General features: G+C 46.9%; 21 protein-coding genes. All 21 read right to left on the reverse strand.

The window, feature by feature from the left end; all coding sequences use genetic code 11:
• Positions 1-42: 42 nt before the first annotated feature.
• Positions 43-1446, reverse strand: coding sequence for an ABC transporter substrate-binding protein (locus NO352_RS10815; RefSeq protein WP_289355625.1), 1404 nt, complete (start codon positions 1444-1446; stop codon positions 43-45).
• A 146-nt stretch (positions 1447-1592) separates the two neighbouring features.
• Positions 1593-2921 (reverse strand): response regulator, encoded by a 1329-nt coding sequence (locus NO352_RS10820; protein ID WP_289355626.1) that lies wholly within the window; start codon positions 2919-2921, stop codon positions 1593-1595.
• A gap of 8 nt (positions 2922-2929) precedes the next feature.
• On the reverse strand, positions 2930-4615 hold the full coding sequence (locus tag NO352_RS10825) for a sensor histidine kinase (RefSeq protein WP_353961248.1): 1686 nt from the start codon (positions 4613-4615) through the stop codon (positions 2930-2932).
• A gap of 391 nt (positions 4616-5006) precedes the next feature.
• Positions 5007-5174, reverse strand: coding sequence for an aspartyl-phosphate phosphatase Spo0E family protein (locus tag NO352_RS10830; protein ID WP_353961249.1), 168 nt, complete (start codon positions 5172-5174; stop codon positions 5007-5009).
• 206 nt (positions 5175-5380) lie between these two features.
• Complete coding sequence (locus tag NO352_RS10835) at positions 5381-5668, reverse strand: hypothetical protein (RefSeq protein ID WP_289355627.1); 288 nt, start codon at positions 5666-5668, stop codon at positions 5381-5383.
• Between the two features lie 4 nt (positions 5669-5672).
• On the reverse strand, positions 5673-6794 hold the full coding sequence (locus NO352_RS10840; protein ID WP_268622965.1) for a DMT family transporter: 1122 nt from the start codon (positions 6792-6794) through the stop codon (positions 5673-5675).
• A 90-nt stretch (positions 6795-6884) separates the two neighbouring features.
• A complete protein-coding gene (locus NO352_RS10845) occupies positions 6885-7652 on the reverse strand; it encodes a response regulator transcription factor (RefSeq protein WP_171417270.1) in 768 nt (255 codons plus the stop codon).
• Positions 7653-7656: 4 nt separating this feature from the next.
• Entirely contained in the window at positions 7657-8835 is a 1179-nt protein-coding gene (locus NO352_RS10850; RefSeq protein ID WP_163978046.1) for a histidine kinase, read from the reverse strand.
• Positions 8836-9087: 252 nt separating this feature from the next.
• Positions 9088-9369 carry an ethanolamine utilization microcompartment protein EutM gene (gene eutM / locus NO352_RS10855; protein ID WP_005550171.1) on the reverse strand — a complete coding sequence of 94 codons (282 nt, stop codon included), beginning with the start codon at positions 9367-9369 and terminating at the stop codon, positions 9088-9090.
• A 150-nt stretch (positions 9370-9519) separates the two neighbouring features.
• Positions 9520-9801, reverse strand: coding sequence for a BMC domain-containing protein (locus tag NO352_RS10860; protein ID WP_289355628.1), 282 nt, complete (start codon positions 9799-9801; stop codon positions 9520-9522).
• 12 nt (positions 9802-9813) lie between these two features.
• The gene (locus NO352_RS10865; RefSeq protein WP_289355629.1) at positions 9814-10461 is read right to left on the reverse strand and encodes a phosphate propanoyltransferase; all 648 of its coding nucleotides are present in this window, start codon (positions 10459-10461) and stop codon (positions 9814-9816) included.
• A complete protein-coding gene (locus NO352_RS10870) occupies positions 10461-11933 on the reverse strand; it encodes an acetaldehyde dehydrogenase (acetylating) (RefSeq protein ID WP_289355630.1) in 1473 nt (490 codons plus the stop codon). Before NO352_RS10870 ends, NO352_RS10865 begins: the two co-directional genes overlap by 1 nt.
• A 27-nt stretch (positions 11934-11960) precedes the next feature.
• The gene (locus NO352_RS10875; protein WP_289355631.1) at positions 11961-12728 is read right to left on the reverse strand and encodes a BMC domain-containing protein; all 768 of its coding nucleotides are present in this window, start codon (positions 12726-12728) and stop codon (positions 11961-11963) included.
• Between the two features lie 14 nt (positions 12729-12742).
• A complete protein-coding gene (locus NO352_RS10880; RefSeq protein ID WP_289355632.1) occupies positions 12743-13399 on the reverse strand; it encodes a cupin domain-containing protein in 657 nt (218 codons plus the stop codon).
• Positions 13400-13442: 43 nt separating this feature from the next.
• A complete protein-coding gene (locus NO352_RS10885; protein ID WP_021259266.1) occupies positions 13443-13706 on the reverse strand; it encodes a EutN/CcmL family microcompartment protein in 264 nt (87 codons plus the stop codon).
• On the reverse strand, positions 13693-14013 hold the full coding sequence (locus NO352_RS10890) for a microcompartments protein (protein ID WP_005550163.1): 321 nt from the start codon (positions 14011-14013) through the stop codon (positions 13693-13695). Before NO352_RS10890 ends, NO352_RS10885 begins: the two co-directional genes overlap by 14 nt.
• Positions 14014-14853, reverse strand: a complete 840-nt coding sequence (gene eutJ / locus NO352_RS10895; protein ID WP_289355634.1) for an ethanolamine utilization protein EutJ — start codon at positions 14851-14853, stop codon at positions 14014-14016. It lies immediately after the preceding gene.
• Positions 14811-15515, reverse strand: a complete 705-nt coding sequence (locus tag NO352_RS10900) for a cobalamin adenosyltransferase (protein WP_289355635.1) — start codon at positions 15513-15515, stop codon at positions 14811-14813. Before NO352_RS10900 ends, eutJ begins: the two co-directional genes overlap by 43 nt.
• Positions 15516-15534: 19 nt before the next feature.
• Complete coding sequence (locus tag NO352_RS10905) at positions 15535-15966, reverse strand: EutP/PduV family microcompartment system protein (protein WP_171417259.1); 432 nt, start codon at positions 15964-15966, stop codon at positions 15535-15537.
• On the reverse strand, positions 15963-16316 hold the full coding sequence (locus NO352_RS10910) for a BMC domain-containing protein (protein ID WP_289355636.1): 354 nt from the start codon (positions 16314-16316) through the stop codon (positions 15963-15965). The genes NO352_RS10905 and NO352_RS10910 overlap by 4 nt, the downstream gene beginning before the upstream one ends.
• Positions 16317-16392: 76 nt before the next feature.
• A complete protein-coding gene (gene cutD, locus NO352_RS10915) occupies positions 16393-17355 on the reverse strand; it encodes a choline TMA-lyase-activating enzyme (protein WP_289355637.1) in 963 nt (320 codons plus the stop codon).
• Positions 17356-17382 lie beyond the last annotated feature (27 nt).

Below are 17382 nucleotides of genomic sequence, written 5' to 3' on the forward strand. Positions count from 1 at the left end.
TGGCCTTCCTTTCATTTTTGGTTAACATTCATGTTCACTCGCTTATTCGACTTTCATCTGATTGTAAAACCTCTCCTGTACAAGCTGTGCTGCCTCTTCCAACACCGTCTTTGGATCCGCGTCTTTGCGTGAAAAAATATCCTGAACAACACTGGTCATCGTCGCGTAGTACTCTTGCGTATTGAACTGCGTCTCTAGTTTTCCTTCCATCAGTTCCATCGTCGCAGAGGGGTATTGATATACATTGTCGTATTTTTCATAGATCGCCTTAACTTTTTCTGCATAGGTAGAATCGGGTGTGAAATACTCAATAACAGGCGGAACAAAATATTTTTGATCTTTACGACGTTGCTGGATACTCGCTTCTATCGATAACAGTCCTGTATCGGTGAAATAATCAAACGTAGCGTAACGAAAGGCCATCTCTTTCTCTTCTTTCGTCGCTTTTGGATTGATGACCAAGAAATCTCCGCCAAGTATGCCTATGTGCTTGCCTCCCTTTTCAGTCGCTGGCATCGGATATACAACAATTTCCTCAGGCTTCATTCCCGCTTGGTTGAGTGCCTGATCGACCGGGCCATCAGGTCCCGAGATGACTATCGCCGTTCTCCCTTGAACCAAGGCGCCAACAGCATCCCCCCATCCAAGCGCCCAGTCTTGAGGGAGCACCTTCGCTTCCCAAGCTAGACGTTGATAAAATGCAAGAGCTTTAATACCAGCTTCTAAATGAAATACGGCCGTAACTTTTCCATCTTCTACCTTCTGAATATCCCCACCTGCTCCAAATAGAAAATTCGTCCAGTTCCAGCCGGCTGCATTCCCCTTACCCATCGGTGCAATGCCGGAGATGCCTTTGGAGGGATCAGCCGCTGCTTGAGCTGTAGCAAGCATGTCATCCCAAGTCCAATCAAAACTAGGTAACGCAATTTCTTTTTGATCTAAGAGTCTTTTATTTATAATTGTGCTGGTAACATATCCTTGCTGGGCAATCCCGTAAACCTTGCCGCCAATAATGAACTGATCCTGCAATATAGGGTTCATTTGATCATGAAACGCATAATCGTGAAATAAGCCCGTGATGTCCGCAGCCCATCCCTTCTCTGCCAAAAATCTGCCTTCCGTTGCATATGTGTTGAATAGAGTTGGCGCCTCATTGGCCCCCATCTTAATTCCGATTTGATTCGGATCATACTGCCAATCGCTTTTTACAACTTTCACATTCGGGTACTGCTTTACAAAACGTTTGATCTTATCATCTTCCAGCGTCCTCTTCTCGATTTGATCAGGTGGAGGATAGTAGATGCTGATCGTTACTTTGGTAGATTCCGATGAATTTTTTTGGGTATCGTTTGTGGTGCTGCTTGAAGAACGGCTGCATGCGCTTAACATCAATGCAATGATACAAATGATTATCGCGGGCACAAGCATAAACCTACGTTTAGCCATGAGGATGGATGCTCCTTTGAGATAATCTAAATCATTCGTTCATACAAACTCGTGACCTTTTACAAAATTAGCTAATTTACAATTCCTATTGTAAGAAGGCAGGTTGACGATGAACATGTGTAATTCTATTTAGATTATTGGCGATTCTACTTCTTGAACTCGCTCAGACTTACTCCATAATATTTCTTGAATATTTTACTGAAATGCTCAGGTGATTCGTATCCGACCTTTTCAGCAATTTCATACCGTCGTAGATCAGTGGTTGTTAGAAGCAGCCTACTTTCTTCCATCCTCAGTTTAACGACATAGTCCCACAGGTTGTAGCCCGTTATTTTTTTAAACAAATAACTTAAATAATTCGGGCTCACATGACTTTTGTGAGCAATTTCCAAGAGTGTTAATCCCTTTTGGGCGAAATGCTCATGAATATATTTTTTGACCTTATCTACGATTTGATTAGACTGCATGTTCAACTCGTCCTTCTTGGGCTCTTCCTCATCTTGATTCCAGCAAAAATCTCCATAGTAAAACACATAATGATCCGGGTGTACGTGGTTAAGGCGTACTGCTCGTTTCGCCTGTTGATCCAATACGCTGATATACTCAATCCCCTGTAAGATATGGCTAATGCCAATCACACATTGCAGCGATAAGTAGACCTGAATGTTCATGCAGAGCAACCTACCAATGATATCCAATTGATTGATTTTGTTTATGCCTGGATCACCATATGTTTCGCTATCCCATTGGAGAATGATCGTAATTTCATAATCTGGTGAACAAAAAGCAATATGACTGAACTGCCCTTCAAGCAGCTCATTCGCCATGTTCAACACGGCATATTGCAATAAATGGACATTTTCCCCAAAGAATCGCTCTCTGTTTGACGGGGATTGTAGATGAAGATTGATTTTGAGCACCGCAAAATAGGGCCCTACTAACGAAAGATCTCTCAACTGCTGAGCAGAAAAAGCGTTTTCACATACATGCACAGGATTAGCAAGCAGGCTGTTTAATAACGCTGTTGTCGCCGGAGCAGGCTCGCTCATACTGAATCGTTCATTTAATGGAGCGGCAATTTCATCTTTAGCCGTCCATGTTTTAGTTAACCTCAGCAGCACGCTTCGCACGGAATCTAGGAACTGGGTGCTGTTAATGGGTTTGATTAAATAATCTTTTGCACCCAGCCGCATAGCCAACTGCGCATATTGAAAAGTCTCATGAGCGGAGACAACAATGGATTGAACGGACGGCTTTTCCATTTTGGCTTGATGCATCAATTCGATACCGCTCATTCCACTCATTTGAATATCTGTAATCAATAAGTCAATATCCTCCATTCGAATGAAATCCATTGCCTCATATCCGCTTTGAGCGATGAAAATGTTATGGATATGCAATCCCGAAATAGTAAGAAGATTGCTTAGTCCCTTGCAAATCCATGGTTCATCATCTACGAGCAAAATGTTATACATGTAACGAATCACCCCGTAAGTAATTGTGTCCGAGAAGCAGTTTCGCTTTTAGGCAGCGTAACGGTGACAATCGTCCCCTGTTGCTTTTTTTTGCTATAGCTAATCCCATAGGAGCAGCCAAAGTGCAGTTTAATCCTTTGCTGAATGTTGCGTATCCCATAACCGAAAGAAGGCACTTCCATCTCCATGTTCAACAACCGGTGAATTTCTTCATAGTCGACAACTTTATATCCATTATCCTCTATACGGATAATCACAATATCGTCATGTATGTCGGCTGAAATAACGATTTCACCGTCATCCTCCATATTTTTCACTCCATGAATAATGGCGTTTTCAATTAACGGCTGAAGGATAATCTTCGGAATCTGCAATTGGCGTACCTCATCGGCTATATTCCACATAACCCGAAATCGAAGCTCGTATCTGCGCTGCTGCAAGTTAATGTACGCAGCAGCATGCTGCAACTCCTCTTCAATGGTTATTAATTCTCTCCCTCTGCTTAATCCGATTTTCATTAATTTGGCCAAGTCTTTAATCATCTCGGCAGATTGCGTGCTGCCTTCCAACATGCTTTTCCAGTGGATGCTCTCCAGCGTGTTGTACAATAAATGCGGATTAATTTGTTGGTACAAAATTTGCAACTGCGTTTCCCTTTTCTTAATTTCATATTGATATTTATCGTTCATAAGATGATTTAAACGGTTAGCCATATCGTATACGGACGTAATCAGCACACCCAATTCATCATTTCTGTTCTCATCGCTCGATCTGACTACTTGTTTTCCCGGTATGTAACTTCGGATGAAACGGGACAATTTCTGCATCGGCTTCATCAACGATCTCCAAAAATAGATGAAGGCCGCAAAAACGAGTAAAGCGTAAACGATCGAAATAAGCTGAATAATCTGTTTGAGTTGGCTCTGCTGCTGGAGTAAGGAATGAAGCGGTATTCGATAGACGAGTTTTTGCTGAAGATGATAGCTATAATTAATGACATAGATGTGACCCGAATGGACGATATCCATAAAGCCATCTTTTTGCTCTACTTCTTTCGCTTCGTCCGGTAGTCTCAATATGGTTCCGATTCCTTCCGCTGTTGAGGCGAAAATCTGATTGAACCAGTCTGTCAAGAAGATTTCTCCTTGCGGCAAAGAAACCGTGCTGAAATCGTTTTGAATCATTTTTTCAAGTTTAGTGACTACGAGTACGCCAATCATACCATTTGCCTGGGACACATTATTGACAGCTCGGACATAGCTTAATGTTTTTGATTGGGAAGGAGAGTTCATACTATCAATGACTTTCAGACGACCCTTCCCTTGCATCTGAACTGCTTCCAGAAACCAATCGGGCTTATCTTGCTCCGTCAAAAAATATACACCGGATTGTGGAGCGATCCGAACTTTTGGAGCAAACGAATAGTAGTCGGCAGGATCATAAACATAAAGGGAAAAGTAAACCGCTTCTCCCCCATTTACGCCAATCGAGTAGCTTTTGAGCAGTTTGTCCAACGCTTCATATTTACTTACCCGTTCAAGAATGGATTCGGTGCCGCTCGGAATCATTTGCTGTGTAAGGGGATTTTGAATAATGGTCTTGGTCATTAGATCAATGGAGTCCATATCCCGATTTACAAGGTATAAGTTCTGTTTGTTTAATTCCAGATAGGCGTTCGTGACGGTTTTCTTCAATATGTGCTCTGCTGCCAAGTTTCCATAATAGGAAAGAATAAAAACAGGGCTTATAATAATTAAAAACAGGAAAAGAAGTTTGTAGGTAACACTCATTTGGGGTATAAATCTAGTAAGTATTTTTCGCACGTACTTCGCCCCTTCAAAACTTCTGTTTAATTGGATCAGGCTAATCGATATAGCAGATAAGTAGAAAAAAATCGACCATGATTCAAAATTCAAGGAGCTAAGATGTTATTTATGTCATTCCAAAAAATTCGATTATAATACATTATTTAACTATATTTGATACATTACATCAAGTATCTTCCCATGAGCAGCTCATGGGCGAGATTCCACCACTACATCCATTTTTACAATTTCAAGCGATTCCAGAAGAAATGAAACAACCTCAGTCCAGTAAAATACCGATATATCTATCCAGTTGCTGACTGATCAGAACCACTTCTTGGTCCGTAAATTCCCCCTTATTTTCAACGATCTCCGTTAATTTCTTTCTCAATACGTTTATTTTATTCTCTATCGAACAATGATTGTTCACCTCACGATATGATCTCACTCATAATGCACGTTACAGTAAAAACTGTATAAATGTTCCACTGCAACCCTTTGTCGAAACATATTAAATAAGCACCTTTATAGCAATAAGAGACAATAGAGCGAGTCAAGGACTACAAAACATAAAGAACTCCCGCAGTAAAGTAGTTCACGGGAGTTCGTCTTTAATCTGAACCCGGCCTAAGGCTGGGTTGTATGAGATTGTTCTTATTTTTGCGTCCACTTTTTAGGCAAGTATTTATTGATCGTATGAATACCCTCATCGTTGATTGCATAGTACATACATAATTCCCCGTTAGCATCCAGCTCGTACTGGATCTCGTTAATCAGTCCGTTTGCCTGCAACGACAGCATATGATCCAGAAAGTTTGCTCTTGTAAATTGACGTTCTCCACCGTATTCGCTTTTCAAAGCGTCCATCGCATCATCAATATTTGCCTGCTGCACAGTGGACATGAAAAGCAGCACCCGGGAGCGAATCGGCAACAATGGCATTTGCTTACGCCTCCTTCTTTTTGAACAGATCCATTGGATTCATCGAAACTAAAAGCGCTCCAATTGTAATGATAATTGCACCGGCAATTACTGTAGGAGTTAGCGCATCACCGAGGAAGATAGCAGCAAAGACAACCCCCCACAGCACATAGGTAATGTTGAGCGACATTCCGACAGCAACGCCAACCATATTGTTGGCCATATACCAAGTCAGGAAAGAAATAGCCGTAAACAAGGCTGCAGCCGCGATAATGAGCATTGGTGATACGGATCCAAGCGCGGAAGCAAAGAGATCCGTTGCCCCGAAAATAGGCACTAGCACGGCAATGTAAACGATTCCAGAAACACCTTCGCGAATGGTAATGGCGATATTAGAATCCAGCATGGACATCCCGAAAGTGGCAAATACACCTTCCAGTCCCCAGCCAAGCGCGGCTACCAGAGCAAAAACAATGCCCAATGTGAAATTCTCCACGCCGCCTTCAGGCTTGACATAGGAGATGAGCGCCGCTCCGATAACACAGATGAACATGCCGACGGCCACCCGTTTATCAATCTTCTGCTTCAGAAACATTCGCGCGAAAATAGCACCAAACATCGGACAAAGCGCTGAAATAGGGATAGCCGCCGCTCCAGCCATATCAATCCCAACCAGATAGGCCCCGTTGGCGATCGGGCCGCCAAACACCGCGGCAATCGCGACCATCAATCCGGGTATCGTTACCAGACTGCGGCCGATTTCTTTGATCTTTCCTTTCTTTATGTTCCAGATCAGAAGCCAGATCGCCGCCAAAGCATCATTAATCGCCGATGCCACTATGGGTGCCGCAAACGCTCCTATAATCCCCAGAAAAGGTTCCTTCATCATGGCCAGGGCTACAACGGTACTGTAAAGGCCGAACGTTAACCCGGAAATCAGTCCGTAAACGATTCCATTTCTTCGGAAACGACTGTTCATCTTTTGTTTCAGCATGCCGGCCGTAGCCGCGGGAGCTGCCACTGTTTCCTTCATCATCCATACACCTCTGTTAAGTAGATTTATCTTCGTAGATGTATCTTCATTGTATAGCAAAGAGGCCATTGCGCCTGTTACTAACCGTACCTCTTGTTGGACTTCCTGAATCATTTTTTCTCCATTCTGGTACTATTCGTACTTTTAGGACGATAAAGCCAACAAAAAAGTCTCCCACCATAATCGGGGGAGACTTTAGGAACTCTATTTCGTGTTTTTTCTTTCGGCAAGAACGCTTTTTTTATATTCCTTCGGCGTCATATTCATTTGCTTGTAGAATACCCGGTTGAAATAAGATGGATCGGTAAAGCCGCATTCTGTGGAGATGCGGTAGGCGGGGTACCCGGTAGTCTCAAGCAGCTTGCAGGCATGTACAATCTTGAGCTTGTTCACATAATCCGTATAAGTAACGCCGAGCTCCCTTTTGAAAATACGGCTAAAATATTGGGCATTCATATACACATGACTCGCCACCATTTGCAAGGTCAGCTTATCTTTGTAATTCTGCTGAATATAATCGACAGCTTCTTTAATAAAGCGCTGACATTCTTGAGCCGATTGTATCTGATAAGTTTCTGTTAAACACTTTTCTTCTGATTGAGCGGCCTTATCCAGCCCCTTACGGATCATTTGCCGCAATTTTTCCGGCTTGACCGGCTTAAGCAAATATTCATGTACCTGCAGACTGATTGCCGCCTGTGCATAAGAGAAATCCGAACTGGCCGACAAAATCGTCACGCATGCGTCAGGGAGAAAGCGGCGAATTTCCTGCAACGAGGATATTCCATCCATTTCAGGCAGCATGATGTCCATAAAAATAATATCCGGCCGATATTGTTTGGCGAGCTTAATCGCTTGCATACCCGTATCGCAAATAAGCAGCTTATCTTCAGCACCCAGAATTTCCTGCGCGATGGATTGAAGAAACTCCAGTTCTATCGGTTCATCTTCAACAAACATAACTACGCTCATTGCATCACCTCGCAATTGGTTGGGTGGGGATGCGGATGTTAACCGTGCTCCCGCTGTAATCGGATTTCACGATCGATAACCCATACTCTTCTCCGAAATAACGCTTTAAACGGCTATCGGTGCTCCGGAAGCCCACGCCGATCTTGCTGCCCGGCTGATGAATGAGCTTTAGTACCTCCGGCGAGAACCCGTTACCGTTGTCTATAACAGAAATGGTGATATCATTTCTGTACTTTTCGGCAATCAGACGAACGGTACCCCCGTCTCGCTTAGGGGTAATTCCATGAATGACTGCATTTTCCACAATAGGCTGAATCACCAAATTAGGAATGCGATAAGCCTTTAATTCATTAGGAACAATGATTTCATACTGCAGGCGATTTTTGAAGCGTGCCTTTTGTATATACAAATACTTCTCAATGTTATCCATTTCGGATGCGATGGTATGAAGCTGATCATCCTGCTTAACATTGTATCGCAGCAAGTCGGACAGGCAATAAATCAATTCCTCCGTCGTATGGGAGTGTTCGAAATAGGCGATGCGGGCAATGGAATTCAAAGTATTGAAAAGAAAATGTGGATTGATGACGAGAGACATGTTTTTTGCTTCTAAGTCAATTACTTTCTTCTCCAGTATTTCTTTTTCCGCAGACAGACGATTGATAATTCCTGTGTTGTCCTGCGCGCTTTCGGCGATGTCGAGCGCAATATTCCTTGCGATATGATGGCAAAGCTGCTCATGAATATCTGCTTTATCCTGATCAATGGTTGGAAAAGCCGATATCGCCTTCGCTACAACCTCCAAATCCAGCCCCTTCATTTCGGCCAATTCCGCCGTATTAATCAGGTACTTCTGAAACTCCCTCTCCTGGGAATACGCCTGCATCCCCGAGATGAAGCCAACAACTTCATCTTTGATCTTAATGGGCAGCAAAATATTCTCCAGACCGTAACAGCAAACAAATCGCCCCTGTTCACCGGTATTAAAGCGCTTCAAATAATCCGCGCAAGGTCGCGTAGGATTCTCCCAACAAATATGCCTGCAGAAATCAGGAGACGGATTGAACTCAAGCAACACGTCTCCATTGTTATCGTGCAGCAGCAGCGAGAACTTAGAAAGAGACAGAATGCCGCTGTATCGTGCGTATACTTTGGTTGCGATCGGGCTATTGGTTTTCAGCATAATCTCGTTGCACCCTTTCACCGAAAATGAACGGGAAAATAACCATTGCATGCTAAATTTTTCACAATATATCATCTCTATTATAGCAATTTTCAACCTGTTTGGAAATAGTGCATCCCTCCTTCTCAAATCCTTATTTATAGAAAAAAGACTACTCCGACAAGCTTTCGACAAGCGGATTGTTGCAGACAAAAATAAAAAGGCCAAAACCAGTTTTACCGAGTTTTGGCCTTTGCAGAATATCAATATAAATTATAGCTTAGCACCGGGAAGAATGTTTTCCACTTCACTGTGAGGGCGAGGAATCACATGTACGGATATCAGTTCCCCTACACGCTGTGCGGCTGCAGCACCAGCGTCCGTTGCCGCTTTCACCGCTCCTACATCGCCACGTACCATTACGGTGACAAGTCCGCCGCCTACCATCTCTTTGCCGATCAAGGCGACATTGGCCGCTTTGACCATAGCGTCCGCTGCTTCGATAGAACCTACCAGACCTTTTGTTTCAATTAAACCCAATGCTTCTGATTTCATGTTACATTCCTCCTAAAAGTTTTGTGAGAATCAAGCGCTAGCTCCGAACAAAACTTACTTCGGAAGCATAGGCCTAGTTTTGTGAGAATCAAGCGCTAGCTCCGAACAAAACTGCTTCGAAAGCATAGACTTAGTTAATAATTTTTTGAATTATGCCTTAGCAGCCGGAAGGATATTCTCCACTTCGCTGTGGGGACGAGGAATCACATGTACCGACACGAGTTCCCCTACATTTTTCGCAGCTGTGGCACCGGCGTCTGTCGCCGCCTTCACCGCACCTACATCGCCCCGTACCATAACGGTAACAAGTCCGCCGCCTACCATCTCTTTGCCGATTAGAGTGACATTGGCCGCTTTGACCATAGCGTCCGCTGCTTCGATAGAACCTACCAAACCTTTTGTTTCAACCAAACCAAGAGCTTCTGATCTCATGTTCATTTCCTCCTAACGATTTTTAATGATTTTAACAACAGACGCCGATGTTAAATCCATCGCGTTGGCCTCTTCAACGTCGATATGACAGTCGAGAGCAGCGTCACTGCTAACTCTGATTGCGACCTGATTGTACCCTCCGCCCCGGAGTCCATCAAATTGAATACTGACCATTTCTCCATCGATTACGCCAAAGAAAAGGGCATCATCAGGCGTCATATGAATGTGGCGCTGTGCAACCATCAAGCCGCAGGAACTATATACGCTTCCCTTCGGCCCGACCAACGTAACGCCCGGTGTGCCTTCAAGCTCCCCGGACAAGCGCACTGGAGCTTTCACGCCCAACTTAAAACAGTCTCCCCGCATAATTTCTATCTGGGTCTGTTTCCGCACTGGACCGAGAACCCGTACTTTTTCGATGGCCCCCTTGGGCCCGCAGACCGTAACGGTCTCATTACATGCATACTGTCCGGGTTGGGACAAATCACGCATTTTGGATAGCGTATATCCGGATCCGAAGAGCGTCTCCACATCAGCCTGAGAAAGATGCACATGGCGATTCGAAATCCCTAAAGGGATGGAGCGCGGCTCCTCCTCCGCCTTACCAGCACCGGATACAACCTCCATTAACAAAGAAAGTACTTGATCATAGTTCCCCACTAGCTGTCACCGCTTTTCTGCAAAATGGACATTAGCTCATCGACCAGATTCAACAGCAGCGCATCGTCCTGTTGCTTTGGCAACTGCGGAGTTGGAACAGAGTAGGGGTTTTGTGCCGTACAGTCCTTAATGCCGTAAGCCACACGCTTGATATTAATCAAGTGCTGTGGTCCCACATTATCTGAAGTGGCGCTGCCCCCCCAGGTTCCACATCCCAAAGTGAAGGCCGGGGCAAGTCCGGTGCTTGCGCCCACACCACCCTGAGTGGAACCCGTATTCACCAAAATGCGGAACACAGGTTTTTGCGCAAATTCCATGACCATATCATGATTCTGCGTATGGATGGAGAAGCTATGGCCTATTCCTCCATTACGCAGCAGTCCAACACTTAGATCGCAAGCCTCATGCCAGTCCTGTACGGTGTAAAACGCCAATACGGTAGTAAGCTTCTCATAGGAAAGCGGGAATTTCTCTCCCACGCCCTGCTGTTCGCCTAATAGCACCTTGACCCCTGCAGGAATTTGAATGCCGGCCGCTTCCGCGATCACCTGAGGTGAACGTCCCACCAGTCTTGAATTCATGGCATGGCCTTTTACAAACAACTTTGCTGCGACTTTAGCAGTTTCCTCCTGATTCATAAAGTAACCGCCCTGACGCTCAAACTCTGCGATCACCTGAGAACGGATACACTCCTCCACGATAACAGCCTGTTCAGAGGCGCAGATTGTACCGTAATCGAAGGTTTTGCTGGCAATGATATTTGCTACCGCCTTTGGAATATCAGCGGTACGCTCAATGTAGGCTGGTACATTGCCCGGCCCGACTCCCAACGCCGGCTTACCCGCACTGTAGGCGGACTTCACCATTGCCGAGCCGCCCGTTGCGATAATCATGGCGATTTCATCGCACTTCATCAGTTCCTGCGTCGCCGGCATCGAAGGCTTGGTAACGCAGCCAATAATTCCTTCGGGAGCCCCTGCCTCGACAGCGGCGGCGTGCATCAATTCCGCGGCCCGCATGATAGATTTCTTTGCCGAAGGATGCGGCGAAAAGATGATTCCATTGCGAGCCTTTATCGCAATGATCGATTTAAAAATCGTAGTGGATGTCGGATTGGTTGATGGAATAATACCCATGAGCAGTCCGACTGGCTCGGCAATCTCTATTAATTGATTCGTCTTGTCCTCGCGGATAACCCCAATCGTTTTCGTATCCCGAATGGATTCATACAGCTCCGTGGAAGCCAGTCGGTTTTTGAAGATCTTATCCTCAATCTTGCCAAATCCGGTTTCCTCTACTGCCAGTGCAGCCAGTTCAGCGGCGTTGACCTCCGCTGTCCGTACCATGTTTTGTACAATTCTGTCAATCTGTTCAGCATCGTAGCCGGCAAGGACATCGGCGGCCGCTTTTCCTGCACGGGCCAAGTCCCGCGTTTCCTGAATCGATTGCAAGTCATAATCATAATTTTCCAAGTGAAACATCCTCCTCTCGCTTACTGTTTACTGCTGATAATAATGGCGGAACCGCTTGAGCAGTTTGACCTTGTTTGCCTTCGAAATTGTCGTCATGCTCATCCCATATGCGGGGCTGCACTCTCTGGCCAGTCCGCGCAGCTTCACAGCAGTCATTGTTTCCAGCAGTTCCATTGCTTTGTCAAGCCCTGATTCCTTTACCAGCACATCAATTTGGTGTTTGAGTGGACTGTCTAGCACTGCCGGATCTCCATCTGCCGCATCTTGATTATCCATTTTCGGACTTACGTTTCCAGATGCAAGATTCTGATCGGGATCGGCTGCCAGTGCAAGGAAGTCTTCACCACCGCTATTGATTGAGACATCGGACGCGGCGTCCAGTGGAACATCAGACGCGGCGTCCAGTGGAACATCGGACACCGGATCCGGTTCTGGAGTCTGCTCCGGCAACGGTTCTGCCGCCCGTGTATACTGTACTGGCAGTGCCAGCTCGTCATTCTTCTTGGCAATGTTCGAAACGTAGCGCCGGCCAATGATGCTCTTAATGTCGTTGTGGGGTCTTGGAATTACATGTCGGCCGACCAACACATCACTGCCCAATTGTTGTGCCGCGGAGGCACCTGCTTCCACGGATGCTTGCACAGCGCCGACATCGCCGGTTACCGCGATCGTTACTAGCCCGCCGCCCACATTGCACTTTTCTATCAGTTCGACCTGAGCTGATTTGAGCATGATGTCCAGACATTCAATCGCTGGAAGAAGTCCCCGCGTTTCAATTAATCCAAGCGCCTGCATGCTATCACCTCCTGTTACTGCAGCTTCCGATCAGGTTCGCCCGCCGGGTAAGTCATATAAAACATCCTCGCGCAGTTCGACGATCCCTTGGTCGCTTTCACCCCTTTGGGGATGAAGAGTACATCCCCCTCATGGGCGGTGAAGGTTCTCTCGTTCAAAGTGACATCGAGCGTGCCTTCCAACACGATATAAGTTTCTGCGTCGGCTGTCTCCTGCTCGAAGCTACCGCGGTCGACAGTCAGAAACCCTGCGCTCATCGAACTATCCGGCTTCCCGATTACCTCTTGACGATATACCTTGGCGCTAGCTGTTCCCGTTTCGTAAGCTTCCATTTTTACCGTCCGGCCCCGCACAAGTTTCAAGCCAGTCGGATCCGTCTCCGCTTGATAAGGTGGCTCGATAGTCGTTCCCAACAGCTTTTCAACCAGTCCTTTTTCCGATAACATCTTGAAAATTTTAAAAATAGCATTCATGTCGAGATCATCTTGAGTCTTGCAGCCTGCGGCTTCGGAGCTCGTAGTCCCACAAGGCTCATTGGTAAACTCTAACCCCAGCTCTATTGCCCTATCACGGGCCGCCGGTGTCACAATCGTGTTACGGTCAATGCAGCATTGCTTCTGTCCGGAAGCCGCCCATCCTTCTACATCCGCAGCACATATTAGTTTTTTCACAGTTCTCGCCCCCTCTCGCTGCATTCGATTACTGTTCGAATATTTATTCGAACACGCAGTCCGCGTCGATGATGCCGACGACGACGGCATCCACTGGAACATCGTCTGTATGCAGCATCTTGCGGGCCGAAGAGCCGGTGCAGACAATCACCCGATCACCTATGCCAGCGCCGATCGTATCGACTACAATCAAACGGCGCCCGTCGTCACTTCCACCAATCACCTCGGCCAGCATCAGTTTCATTCCTACAAGGGAATCGGCTTTACGGGTAGACCAGATATTGTGAATCAATTCAGCCGCAATCATTGCATTCCTTCCTCCCCGCTTTTCCGCTTCTCTGCTTAATCTCGGCGATGGCGTCCTCCACGGAAGCTGTGTCCCCAAAAATAGCGAGAAGAATCATGTTTTGCGGGCAACTGCCGCGAATATCCTCCACGGTTACGCCCACCACTTTTTCAGCTACATCAGCGGCCCAGACCATATCAATCAGCCTTCCCTGCACCAATCCTATCGCGTCACATTGGGGAACTTCCCGACTACTGGGCGCTCCTCTGCGACGAAGCAAAATGTCAAGCGTCCCCTTGGAAGGAGATTTGATAATCCGAAATTCCACTCACATCGCCTCCCGCGTACAATTCAGAGCAATGCCCAGCGGCGTGACAAACAGAGGGTTGCTAGGCTTATAGGTAGCAATGCTGGTCTTCTGCTCAATGATTGTCTCCATATCGGACAAGCAGCAGGTGCCGCCGACCAAGTACAATTCCTTGACCTCATGGCCCACAACATGGCGGTTGATGATGGAAGCAACCTTATCGATGACCGGCCGGAGCAGCGGCAGCAATTCTTGGTGATGGGCAGGGTCGCGCTTGAAACAGTCCGCTTCAGAAAAACTCATCTGGTATGCCCCGGCAATCACCAAAGAAAAGTGAGTGCCTCCCGTTGCTTCGTCGGCGACATAGACAACCTTTCCATTTTTCAGAATCGAAATGCCTGTTGTTCCGCCTCCAATGTCTACAATGGCTCCGTCGGATATTTGCAGCACGGCATTAGCCGCCGTAGGTTCGTCCAATAAAGCCGTAACTTCAAATCCCGCACCCTGGATCACATGCTTGATGGCTCCAGCATCCAGTAAATCGGTTCCCGGAGGAATCGCCGAAGCCGCATATTCAAGTTCTGCATCCAATTGCTGCTCCAACTGCGCTTTAAGCTCCCTCACGATCTGAATTGCTCCTAAGTAGTCCACTACCATTCCGTCGCGGACGACATCGGCGTAGCGGTAAGCTCCTGCCACCGGTTTCCGGGTCTCATCCAACACCGTAAGCACCACACAGGCCGTTCCCAGATCCACACCGGTATAGTAGAACGAAGACCGCCCTGGAATCGGTTTCTGGATGACCGCTTCAAATTGCTTTACCAGTTGATCGCAGTATGCGAAGGGTTTTGTTTCTGGCATGTTCTACCTCCTGTAGTTCTGCAAATAAGCGAGCTTAATGCGTTAATCATATAGTTGATTCCAGGAATAACAGGTTTCTCCGGCTTTTCTAGGGGACTGCCTGCTGCGGCTTCCAACACCGCAAACCCAAGCTCCCGCAAAGCGCTGCGCAGACGGTGCAGCAAAGCAATTTCTTTGCCCTTTTCCAATTGAATGTGAAACTCGGTCACCTCAAAGCAATCTCCCGCATCCTCAAAAAGAACATCGCAAGTAATGCCGGTACAACCATGGAAAGATAAATCGGCAGCAGATGTGCCGCCCCCTTCCCCTCTCTGGAGGGCTGAAAAAAGCTTTGACAGCTCTAGTACCTTCTGTGCCAGAAGCACATCCCGCTCCAGCAGCTCCTGCCCAGTTAACAAGAACAGGGCTGAGACGGACTGCATCTGACAGCGCAGCTTCCCACGCCGCCAATCCGGCTCTTCCGCTTGTCGCTCCGGATTAGGGGTTGGCTCTTGCTTTTGTTCCTGGTTTTTCTCTTGCGTACCATAGGACACGGCGATCTGGCGATCTGTCAAGAACTGGCGCGCCTCCGGCGTTAATCGGCTTCCATGCTCCACCATGTATGATGTAAAAGGCCCTATCCTGTACACATTGCGCAATTCCATTTCGGTAATAAATTTCATGGTCTCAACTCCACTCATATTACCCGAACAAATAACGTTTCAATTCCCCGATTCCCCTTCCCACGGGAAGACTAATGCGGAAAAAGGGTTCGGTTATCCCGGCACGTTTCAAAACTTGTACACAATCGTTCTCATTTTCCAGCGCAAGATCGGCTTTCGTTATTACCCCGACAACGGGCTTTGTGAAAGAAGACGCAAAGCCGGGCGAGTAGACTTCCAGATGCCGGGACTGATCCACCAATATCAAAATATGGCTTGCGTTCTGCGCCGTTGCAATCAAATGGCTGTACATCCAGGTATTCTCGACATACGCGCCCGGTGTATCGATCGTCTTCGGCCCATAGATAATATCCTGCGTCCTCCGCAACGGGCGATTCGTACCATCAAGCGCATGGGCCAGCGTCGTTTTTCCGCAGTCTGTAGGGCCGATCAGCATAATGCGTTTTTTCATGTCCGTGTAATTTCCGCCGTCGCAAAACCCAGACTACCGCTCAACGTCTCAATGATTGCCCGTAACGCCGTTTCCACACTGGCTATATCTCCGCTGAGAAGCACCGAACCAGTAAAGCGATCCAGAAAGCCGATTTTCACATCTGCCACCTTGGTGGCGATATCGGCGGCAATAATGGAGGTTTCGCTGGGCGACAGTGTTAATATGCCAATTGCCCCCGCTTCATCGATGCCGAGTCTTTCATACATGTCAGGCACGGGTAAAGCAATGATATGGGCCAGCGTCACTTGTTTGCCCGGCACCGACTCCTGAATAATCCGCCCGAGATCAGGTCCAGCAGGCTGCTCCATAAACGTCCTCCTTAAAGATTTGCGAGTTTGTAAAGCGCTAGCTTTACTAAACAAAACTGGCTTCGCAAGCATGCTCTTAATGTTTGATTACCCGGACTGGGAAATGGTATTGGCTGATTTGACGTTCAATACGGTCCAAATCTGCTTCATTAAGACGTAAATCGCGTTCAACGCTGTAAACCATATCCAATTGCTTGTATTTGTTAATCCCCAACTTGTGATAAGGGAGCAAATCGATGCCTTGAAAATTCTCGTATTCCTGATACGGAAGCAGAAACTCCACCGTATGACGGATGGTTTCCTCATCATCATTAAGCCCCTTCATTAGCGGCATCCGTATCTTTACGTTATGTTTGCGGATGATCAGTTCCTGCAAATTTTCGAGAATGCGCTCGTTGCGTACACCAGTCAGTTGATAATGGCGGTTCGAATCCATATGTTTCAGATCGTATAAGATCAGATCGGTAAATTCGGCCATGGCCAAAATCGCTTCCGGTTTGGTATGCCCAGAGGTTTCAATGGCCGTATGAATTCCGGAGCGCTTGCATTCCTTGAGCAAATTGACTGCAAACTCGGACTGCGCGCATACTTCGCCGCCACCCAATGTGACACCGCCGCCAGACGTCGTGTAGAACAACATATCCTGCTCTACAATTTCCACAATTTCCGATACCGTCATATTCATCCCGACGATAGAGAGTGCCCGTGTAGGACAAACCTTCTCACATTCCCGGCAGCCCATGCACTCAATCTTCCGATCCACCACATGCTGCCACTTGGACGGCTCCTGCGAGCCGGAAGTGGCAATACGGTGGATTTCCCGGGGGCACGCCGCAACACATGCGCCGCAATCATTGCACAGATCCCGTTGGTACATCACCTGATATTTCTTTTCCAGACCCTCCGGGTTCGCACACCACTGACAGCGCAGAGGACATCCCTTGAAGAAAATGAGCGTCCGAATACCGGGGCCGTCGTATATCGAATATTTTTGAATGTTGAAAATACGTGCCTGCTTTTCCGGCATACCTGACTCCATAGCTGTAGCTCCTTCCTTGCTGTATAT

This window comes from Paenibacillus sp. S-12 (assembly GCF_030363895.1).
Lineage (GTDB): Bacteria > Bacillota > Bacilli > Paenibacillales > Paenibacillaceae > Paenibacillus_B > Paenibacillus_B alvei.